1 protein-coding gene is annotated in these 834 nt (G+C 70.5%); it reads left to right on the top strand.

The window, feature by feature from the left end:
* A partial coding sequence (locus RSO01_RS46940) for a type I secretion system permease/ATPase (protein WP_147157502.1) occupies positions 1-834 on the top strand: 834 nt, incomplete at both ends.

Genomic DNA, 834 nt, shown 5'->3' with positions numbered 1-834 from the left:
CCGCCCAGCAGCGCGTCGCCGACATCTCCGGCGGCATGGCCGCCCTTTCCAGGATCCTGCGCATGATCCTGCAGTCGGCTGTGCTCGGAATCGGCGCCTGGCTGGTGATCAACCAGCAGGCCACCGCCGGCATCATCATCGCAAGCTCGATCCTGACCTCGCGCGCGCTGGCGCCGGTCGAGGTCACCCTCGCCCATTGGCGCAGCTTCATCGCAGCGCGCCAGAGCTGGCGCCGGCTGAACGGCCTGCTCGGCACGATACCGGCCGAGCAGCAGCGCATGGAACTGCCGCGGCCCAAGGAAACGCTGACGCTCGAAGCGGTGAGCGTCAATCCGCCGGGCACCAATCGCCTGGTCGTTCAGGGCGTCGCCTTCCAGCTCAAGGCGGGCCAGGGCCTGGGCGTCATCGGCCCCAGCGCTTCGGGCAAGTCGTCGCTGGTGCGGGCGATCGTCGGCGTCTGGCCGGCCATCCAGGGCAAGATCCGCATCGACGGCGCCGCCCTCGACCAGTGGACGCCCGACGCGCTCGGCCCGCACATCGGCTACCTGCCGCAGGACATGGAACTGTTCTCCGGCACCGTCGCCGAGAACATCGCGCGCTTCGAGCCCAATGCCCCATCGGAAGCGGTGATCGCCGCGGCCAGGGCGGCCAGCGTCCATGAGCTGATCCTGGCGCTGCCCAACGGCTACGAGACCCCGGTGGGCGACGCCGGCAACGCCTTGTCGGCCGGCCAGCGCCAGCGCATCGGCCTGGCGCGTGCGCTCTACGGCGATCCCTTCCTGGTCGTGCTCGACGAGCCCAACTCCAACATCGACCGCGAGGGCGACGAGGCGC

It is taken from the genome of Reyranella soli (assembly GCF_007992495.1).
GTDB lineage: Bacteria > Pseudomonadota > Alphaproteobacteria > Reyranellales > Reyranellaceae > Reyranella > Reyranella soli.
The sequence above is the reverse complement of the archived record's forward strand: the minus strand, read 5'-3'. Positions and strand labels throughout refer to the sequence as shown.